8 protein-coding genes are annotated in these 8140 nt (G+C 51.6%); all 8 read left to right on the top strand.

The genetic code is table 11. The features are described 5' to 3' along the window. Nucleotides 1-118: elongation factor Tu (locus ABGA49_RS15755; protein WP_000531012.1), on the top strand; the 118-nt coding region annotated here is incomplete at its 5' end. A 228-nt stretch (nucleotides 119-346) separates the two neighbouring features. Next, nucleotides 347-730 carry a preprotein translocase subunit SecE gene (gene secE / locus ABGA49_RS15750; protein ID WP_003033128.1) on the top strand — a complete coding sequence of 128 codons (384 nt, stop codon included), beginning with the start codon at nucleotides 347-349 and terminating at the stop codon, nucleotides 728-730. Between the two features lies 1 nt (nucleotide 731). After that, nucleotides 732-1277, top strand: coding sequence for a transcription termination/antitermination protein NusG (nusG, locus tag ABGA49_RS15745; RefSeq protein WP_007665882.1), 546 nt, complete (start codon nucleotides 732-734; stop codon nucleotides 1275-1277). Nucleotides 1278-1418: 141 nt separating this feature from the next. Beyond that, a complete protein-coding gene (gene rplK / locus ABGA49_RS15740) occupies nucleotides 1419-1847 on the top strand; it encodes a 50S ribosomal protein L11 (RefSeq protein WP_002438627.1) in 429 nt (142 codons plus the stop codon). A 3-nt stretch (nucleotides 1848-1850) separates the two neighbouring features. Then, nucleotides 1851-2555 (top strand): 50S ribosomal protein L1, encoded by a 705-nt coding sequence (gene rplA, locus ABGA49_RS15735; protein ID WP_061499020.1) that lies wholly within the window; start codon nucleotides 1851-1853, stop codon nucleotides 2553-2555. Nucleotides 2556-2854: 299 nt separating this feature from the next. Then, the gene (gene rplJ, locus ABGA49_RS15730; protein WP_038865708.1) at nucleotides 2855-3352 is read left to right on the top strand and encodes a 50S ribosomal protein L10; all 498 of its coding nucleotides are present in this window, start codon (nucleotides 2855-2857) and stop codon (nucleotides 3350-3352) included. A gap of 66 nt (nucleotides 3353-3418) precedes the next feature. Then, nucleotides 3419-3787 (top strand): 50S ribosomal protein L7/L12, encoded by a 369-nt coding sequence (rplL, locus tag ABGA49_RS15725; protein ID WP_035890291.1) that lies wholly within the window; start codon nucleotides 3419-3421, stop codon nucleotides 3785-3787. A gap of 321 nt (nucleotides 3788-4108) precedes the next feature. Beyond that, nucleotides 4109-8137 (top strand): DNA-directed RNA polymerase subunit beta, encoded by a 4029-nt coding sequence (rpoB, locus tag ABGA49_RS15720; RefSeq protein WP_061499017.1) that lies wholly within the window; start codon nucleotides 4109-4111, stop codon nucleotides 8135-8137. Nucleotides 8138-8140 lie beyond the last annotated feature (3 nt).

Genomic DNA, 8140 nt, shown 5'->3' with positions numbered 1-8140 from the left:
CATCAAAATGGTTGTTACCCTGATTCACCCGATTGCGATGGACGATGGTCTGCGTTTCGCAATCCGTGAAGGCGGCCGTACCGTTGGCGCGGGCGTTGTAGCAAAAGTTCTCAGCTAATCGCTGATAACATTTGACGCAATGCGCAATAAGAGGGCATCATTTGATGCCCTTTTTGTACGCTTTCGAACCAGAACCTGGCTCATCAGTGATTTTTTTTGTCATAATCATTGCTGAGACAGGCTCTGAAGAGGGCGTTAGTCCGAATCTCGCCAGAGCATTTCGGTTTGGTTGCCTCGCCTATGCGGGGCAAAAATGTTTGTCTGAATTCTTGTGACAGGTTGGTTTATGAGTGCGAATACCGAAGCTCAAGGGAGCGGGCGCGGCCTGGAAGCGATGAAGTGGGTTGTTGTTGCAGTACTGCTGCTCGTGGCTATCGTTGGCAACTATCTTTATCGTGACATGATGCTGCCGCTCCGCGCGCTGGCAGTTGTTATTCTGATTGCTGCAGCAGGTGGTGTCGCGCTGTTGACGACGAAGGGTAAAGCAACCGTTGCTTTTGCCCGTGAAGCGAGAACCGAAGTACGTAAAGTGATTTGGCCTACTCGTCAGGAAACGTTGCACACCACATTGATCGTGGCTGCGGTAACCGCAGTCATGTCACTGATCCTGTGGGGACTGGATGGTATTCTGGTTCGTCTGGTTTCCTTTATCACTGGCCTGAGGTTCTGAGATGTCTGAAGCTCCTAAAAAGCGCTGGTACGTCGTTCAGGCGTTTTCCGGTTTTGAAGGCCGCGTAGCTACATCGCTGCGTGAGCATATCAAATTACACAACATGGAAGAGTTATTTGGCGAAGTTATGGTACCGACCGAAGAAGTGGTTGAGATCCGTGGCGGCCAGCGTCGCAAAAGCGAACGTAAATTCTTCCCCGGCTACGTACTTGTCCAGATGGTGATGAACGACGCCAGCTGGCACCTGGTGCGCAGCGTCCCGCGCGTGATGGGCTTCATCGGTGGAACGTCCGATCGTCCAGCGCCGATTAGCGATAAAGAAGTCGATGCGATCATGAACCGCCTGCAGCAGGTAGGTGATAAGCCGCGTCCGAAAACGCTGTTTGAGCCGGGCGAGATGGTCCGCGTTAATGACGGTCCGTTTGCTGACTTTAATGGTGTGGTTGAAGAAGTTGACTACGAAAAGTCCCGCCTGAAAGTTTCTGTTTCTATCTTTGGTCGTGCGACCCCGGTAGAGCTGGATTTCGGTCAGGTCGAAAAAGCCTAAATATTCGGCGATCAAACGTTGCACAAGGCGCGAAATTGACATACAATTTCGCGCCTTTTGTTTTTATGGATTCCCTATCCGTAAAACGTATTTAAACATGGGGAGCCTTTCGGGGCGCTATACCCAAACGAGGAAATTGCAATGGCTAAGAAAGTCCAGGCCTACGTCAAGCTGCAGGTTGCAGCTGGCATGGCAAACCCGAGCCCGCCGGTCGGTCCGGCTCTGGGTCAGCAGGGTGTTAACATCATGGAATTCTGTAAAGCGTTCAACGCCAAAACTGATTCCATCGAAAAAGGTCTGCCAATTCCGGTAGTTATTACCGTTTACGCTGACCGTTCCTTCACTTTCGTTACCAAAACGCCTCCGGCAGCAGTTCTGCTGAAAAAAGCGGCTGGTATCAAGTCTGGTTCCGGCAAGCCGAACAAAGACAAAGTGGGCAAAGTGACTCGCGCTCAGGTGCAGGAAATTGCTCAGACTAAAGCCGCGGACATGACTGGTGCTGACATTGAAGCGATGACTCGCTCGATCGAAGGTACTGCTCGTTCCATGGGCCTGGTAGTGGAGGACTAAGAAATGGCTAAACTGACCAAGCGCATGCGCGTGATCCGTGACAAAGTTGATGCGACCAAACAGTACGACATCAACGAAGCCATTGCTCTGCTGAAAGAGCTGGCCACCGCTAAATTCGTAGAAAGCGTAGACGTTGCTATTAACCTTGGCATCGATGCGCGTAAATCTGACCAGAACGTACGTGGTGCAACTGTACTGCCGCACGGTACTGGCCGTTCTGTTCGCGTTGCCGTATTTACCCAGGGCCCGAACGCTGAAGCTGCTAAAGCAGCTGGCGCAGAGCTGGTAGGTATGGAAGATCTGGCTGAGCAGATCAAGAAAGGCGAAATGAACTTTGACGTTGTTATTGCTTCTCCGGATGCAATGCGCGTTGTTGGCCAGCTGGGCCAGGTTCTGGGTCCGCGTGGCCTGATGCCAAACCCGAAAGTTGGTACTGTAACGCCGAACGTTGCCGAAGCGGTTAAAAACGCTAAAGCCGGTCAGATTCGTTACCGTAACGACAAAAACGGCATCATCCACACCACCATCGGTAAAGTGGACTTCGACGCTGACAAACTGAAAGAAAACCTGGAAGCCCTGCTGGTTGCGCTGAAAAAAGCAAAACCGACTCAGGCGAAAGGCGTGTACATCAAGAAAGTTAGCATCTCCACCACCATGGGTGCGGGTGTTGCGGTCGACCAGGCTGGTCTGAGCGCAGTAGCGAACTAATATTCGCCTTTACGTGGGTGGTGGATTTGTCTACAATCTTCCCCCCATGTTTTACTAACGCGAGTTGGTAAAAAAACAGATTTGTTCGTTGGAGCCTGGCCTATCCAGGCCTCCGTCGAAGACCGCAGGTGTTTCGTTAGAAGCTTAATTCCCTGCGTAGACGGTGACAGAACCTGAAGAATATTTTTTAAGTACTCTTTGGCTTGTTTCTGCTCACCGTATTAAGACGCTCTTTTCTTTGAGAAGAGTGAAGTGAGTTCCAGGGCATGAGCCCTGGCAAACATCCAGGAGCAAAGCTAATGGCTTTAAATCTTCAAGACAAACAAGCGATTGTTGCTGAAGTCAGCGAAGTAGCCAAAGGCGCGCTGTCTGCGGTTGTTGCGGATTCCCGTGGCGTTACCGTAGATAAAATGACCGAACTGCGTAAAGCAGGTCGCGAAGCTGGCGTTTACATGCGTGTTGTTCGTAACACCCTGCTGCGCCGTGCTGTTGAAGGTACTGCTTTTGAGTGCCTGAAAGACGCGTTCGTTGGTCCGACCCTGATTGCATACTCTATGGAACACCCGGGCGCAGCTGCTCGTCTGTTCAAAGAGTTCGCGAAAGCGAATGCAAAATTTGAGGTCAAAGCCGCTGCCTTTGAAGGTGAGTTGATCCCGGCGTCGCAGATCGATCGCCTGGCAACCCTGCCGACCTACGAAGAAGCAATTGCACGCCTGATGGCAACCATGAAAGAAGCCTCTGCTGGCAAACTGGTTCGTACTCTGGCTGCTGTACGCGATGCGAAAGAAGCTGCTTAATCGCAGTATTCTTTGTAACGCATTCGCTTACGTATAAACTTATTCTGATATTCAGGAACAATTTAAATGTCTATCACTAAAGATCAAATCATTGAAGCAGTTGCCGCTATGTCCGTAATGGACGTTGTAGAACTGATCTCTGCAATGGAAGAAAAATTCGGTGTTTCTGCTGCTGCCGCTGTAGCTGTTGCTGCTGGCCCGGCTGCTGAAGCTGCTGAAGAAAAAACTGAGTTCGACGTAATTCTGAAAGCCGCTGGCGCTAACAAAGTTGCTGTTATCAAAGCAGTACGTGGCGCAACTGGCCTGGGTCTGAAAGAAGCTAAAGACCTGGTAGAATCTGCTCCGGCCGCTCTGAAAGAAGGCGTGAGCAAAGATGACGCTGAAGCTCTGAAAAAATCTCTGGAAGAAGCTGGCGCTGAAGTTGAAGTTAAATAAGCCAACCCTTCCGGTTGCAGCCTGAGAAATCAGGCTGATGGCTGGTGACTTTTTGGTCACCAGCCTTTTTGCGCTGTAAGGTGCCGGCAGCGTTTCACACTGTTTGACTGCCAGTAACCTTTACAATGCTTGTTTCTATCGACGACTTAATATACTGCGGCAGAAGAGATCTTCTGTGTAAACCGCAATGAAATGATTTAAGCGTGATAGCAACAAGCATTGCGGAAAGTGCTCCACTTTCCGGTCCAACAAAATAGTGTTGCATAAACTGTCCTACCGACGGACAGAGTGGGTCGACTTGTCAGCGAGCTGAGGAACCCTATGGTTTACTCCTATACCGAGAAAAAACGTATTCGTAAGGATTTTGGTAAACGTCCACAAGTTCTGGATGTCCCATATCTCCTTTCTATCCAGCTTGACTCGTTCCAGAAGTTTATCGAGCAAGATCCTGAAGGGCAGTACGGTCTGGAAGCGGCTTTCCGCTCCGTGTTCCCGATTAAAAGCTACAGCGGCAATTCGGAACTGCAATACGTCAGCTACCGTCTTGGCGAACCTGTTTTTGATGTTAAAGAATGTCAGATCCGTGGCGTAACATACTCTGCTCCGCTGCGCGTAAAACTGCGTCTGGTGATCTACGAGCGCGAAGCGCCGGAAGGCACTGTTAAAGACATCAAAGAGCAAGAAGTGTACATGGGCGAAATCCCGCTCATGACCGACAACGGTACCTTTGTTATCAACGGTACTGAACGTGTTATTGTTTCTCAGCTGCACCGTAGCCCTGGTGTCTTCTTTGACAGCGATAAGGGTAAAACCCACTCATCTGGTAAGGTGCTTTATAACGCACGTATCATTCCTTACCGTGGGTCATGGCTGGACTTTGAGTTCGATCCGAAAGACAACCTGTTCGTTCGTATCGACCGCCGTCGTAAGCTGCCGGCCACTATCATTCTGCGTGCGCTGAACTACACCACTGAACAGATTCTCGATCTGTTCTTTGAAAAAGTTGTCTTTGAGATTCGTGACAACAAGCTGCAGATGGAACTGGTGCCGGAACGCCTGCGTGGCGAAACTGCTTCTTTCGACATTGAAGCGAACGGCAAAATGTATGTTGAAAAAGGCCGCCGCATCACCGCGCGCCATATCCGTCAGTTGGAAAAAGACGAGATTCAGCATATTGAAGTACCGGTTGAATACATCGCAGGCAAAGTTGCTGCGAAAGATTACATTGATGAATCCACTGGCGAGCTGATTTGCCCGGCGAACATGGAGCTGTCGCTCGATCTGCTGGCAAAACTGAGCCAGTCTGGTCATAAACGTATCGAAACCCTGTTCACCAACGATCTGGACCACGGTCCGTACATTTCTGAAACTGTACGTGTCGACCCGACCAACGATCGTCTGAGCGCGCTGGTAGAAATCTACCGCATGATGCGCCCGGGTGAACCGCCGACGCGCGAAGCGGCTGAAAGCCTGTTTGAGAACCTGTTCTTCTCTGAAGACCGCTACGATCTGTCTGCCGTTGGTCGCATGAAGTTCAACCGTTCTCTGCTGCGCGACAGCATTGAAGGTTCCGGTATCCTGAGCAACGACGACATCATCGAAGTGATGAAAAAACTCATCGGTATCCGTAATGGTATCGGTGAAGTGGATGATATCGACCATCTCGGCAACCGTCGTATCCGTTCCGTGGGCGAAATGGCGGAAAACCAGTTCCGCGTTGGCCTGGTGCGTGTAGAACGTGCGGTGAAAGAGCGTCTGTCTCTCGGCGATCTGGATACCCTGATGCCGCAGGATATGATCAACGCCAAGCCGATCTCCGCTGCAGTGAAAGAGTTCTTTGGTTCCAGCCAACTGTCTCAGTTTATGGACCAGAACAACCCGCTGTCTGAGATCACGCACAAACGTCGTATCTCTGCACTCGGCCCAGGCGGTCTGACCCGTGAACGCGCAGGCTTTGAAGTTCGAGACGTACACCCAACTCACTACGGTCGTGTATGTCCTATCGAAACGCCTGAAGGTCCGAACATCGGTCTGATCAACTCCCTGTCCGTGTACGCGCAGACTAACGAATATGGTTTCCTCGAAACCCCGTATCGTAAAGTGACCGACGGTGTTGTAACTGACGAGATTCATTACCTTTCTGCAATTGAAGAAGGTAACTACGTTATCGCTCAGGCGAACACCAACCTGACGGAAGAAGGTCGTTTCGCAGAAGATCTGGTTACCTGCCGTAGTAAAGGCGAATCGAGCCTGTTCAGCGCAGACCAGGTTGACTATATGGACGTTTCCACCCAGCAGGTGGTTTCCGTCGGTGCATCCCTGATCCCGTTCCTGGAACACGATGACGCCAACCGTGCATTGATGGGTGCGAACATGCAACGTCAGGCGGTTCCGACTCTGCGCTCTGATAAGCCGCTGGTTGGTACCGGTATGGAACGTGCTGTTGCCGTTGACTCCGGTGTTACCGCCGTTGCTAAACGTGGCGGTACCGTTCAGTACGTGGATGCGTCCCGTATCGTTATCAAAGTTAACGAAGACGAGATGTACCCGGGCGAAGCGGGTATCGACATCTACAACCTGACCAAATACACCCGTTCTAACCAGAACACCTGTATCAACCAGATGCCGTGTGTCTCTCTGGGTGAGCCAATTGAGCGCGGCGACGTGCTGGCTGACGGTCCGTCCACCGACCTCGGTGAACTGGCGCTCGGTCAGAACATGCGCGTAGCGTTCATGCCGTGGAACGGTTACAACTTCGAAGACTCCATCCTCGTCTCCGAGCGTGTGGTCCAGGAAGACCGCTTTACAACTATTCACATCCAGGAACTGGCTTGCGTGTCCCGTGACACCAAACTGGGGCCGGAAGAGATCACTGCCGACATCCCGAACGTGGGTGAAGCTGCGCTCTCCAAACTGGATGAATCCGGTATCGTTTACATCGGTGCGGAAGTGACCGGCGGCGACATTCTGGTTGGTAAGGTAACGCCGAAAGGTGAAACCCAACTGACGCCAGAAGAGAAACTGCTGCGCGCGATCTTCGGCGAGAAAGCGTCTGACGTTAAAGACTCTTCTCTGCGCGTACCAAACGGTGTCTCCGGTACTGTTATCGACGTTCAGGTCTTTACCCGTGATGGCGTGGAAAAAGACAAACGTGCGCTGGAAATCGAAGAAATGCAGCTTAAGCAGGCCAAAAAAGACCTGTCTGAAGAACTGCAGATCCTCGAAGCTGGCCTGTTTAGCCGTATCCACAGCGTGCTGGTTTCCGGCGGTGTTGAAGCTGATAAGCTCGACAAACTGCCGCGCGACCGCTGGTTGGAACTGGGCCTGACCGACGAAGAGAAACAAAATCAGCTGGAACAACTGGCTGAGCAGTATGACGAACTGAAACACGAGTTCGAGAAAAAACTTGAAGCGAAACGCCGCAAAATCACTCAGGGCGACGATCTGGCACCGGGCGTGCTGAAGATTGTTAAGGTGTATCTGGCCGTTAAACGTCAGATCCAGCCGGGTGATAAAATGGCAGGTCGTCACGGTAACAAAGGTGTTATCTCCAAGATCAACCCGATCGAAGATATGCCTTACGATGAAAACGGCACGCCGGTAGATATCGTACTGAACCCGCTGGGCGTACCGTCTCGTATGAACATCGGTCAGATCCTGGAAACTCACCTGGGTATGGCTGCTAAAGGTATTGGCGATAAGATCAACGCCATGCTGAAGCAGCAGCAAGAAGTCGCCAAACTGCGCGAATTCATCCAGCGTGCCTACGATCTGGGCGCTGACGTTCGCCAGAAAGTTGACCTGAACACCTTCAGCGATGATGAGGTTCTGCGTCTGGCAGAAAACCTGCGTAAAGGCATGCCGATCGCAACGCCGGTCTTCGACGGTGCGAAAGAGTCTGAAATCAAGGAACTGTTACAGTTGGGTGGCCTGCCGACTTCCGGTCAGATCACGCTGTTCGACGGTCGTACCGGTGAGCAATTCGAGCGCCAGGTTACCGTCGGCTACATGTACATGCTGAAACTGAACCACCTGGTTGATGACAAGATGCATGCGCGTTCCACCGGTTCTTACAGCCTGGTTACTCAGCAGCCGCTGGGTGGTAAGGCGCAGTTCGGTGGTCAGCGCTTCGGGGAGATGGAAGTGTGGGCGCTGGAAGCTTACGGCGCAGCATACACCCTGCAAGAAATGCTTACCGTTAAGTCTGATGACGTGAACGGTCGTACCAAGATGTATAAAAACATCGTGGACGGCAACCATCAGATGGAACCGGGTATGCCAGAGTCCTTCAACGTACTGTTGAAAGAGATTCGTTCGCTGGGTATCAACATCGAACTGGAAGACGAGTAATTC

It is taken from the genome of Kosakonia sp. WA-90 (assembly GCF_039871955.1).
GTDB classification, from domain to species: Bacteria; Pseudomonadota; Gammaproteobacteria; order Enterobacterales; family Enterobacteriaceae; genus Kosakonia; species Kosakonia oryzendophytica.
Note: the sequence above shows the minus strand (reverse complement) of the source record. Positions and strands in the feature narration are given on the sequence as shown.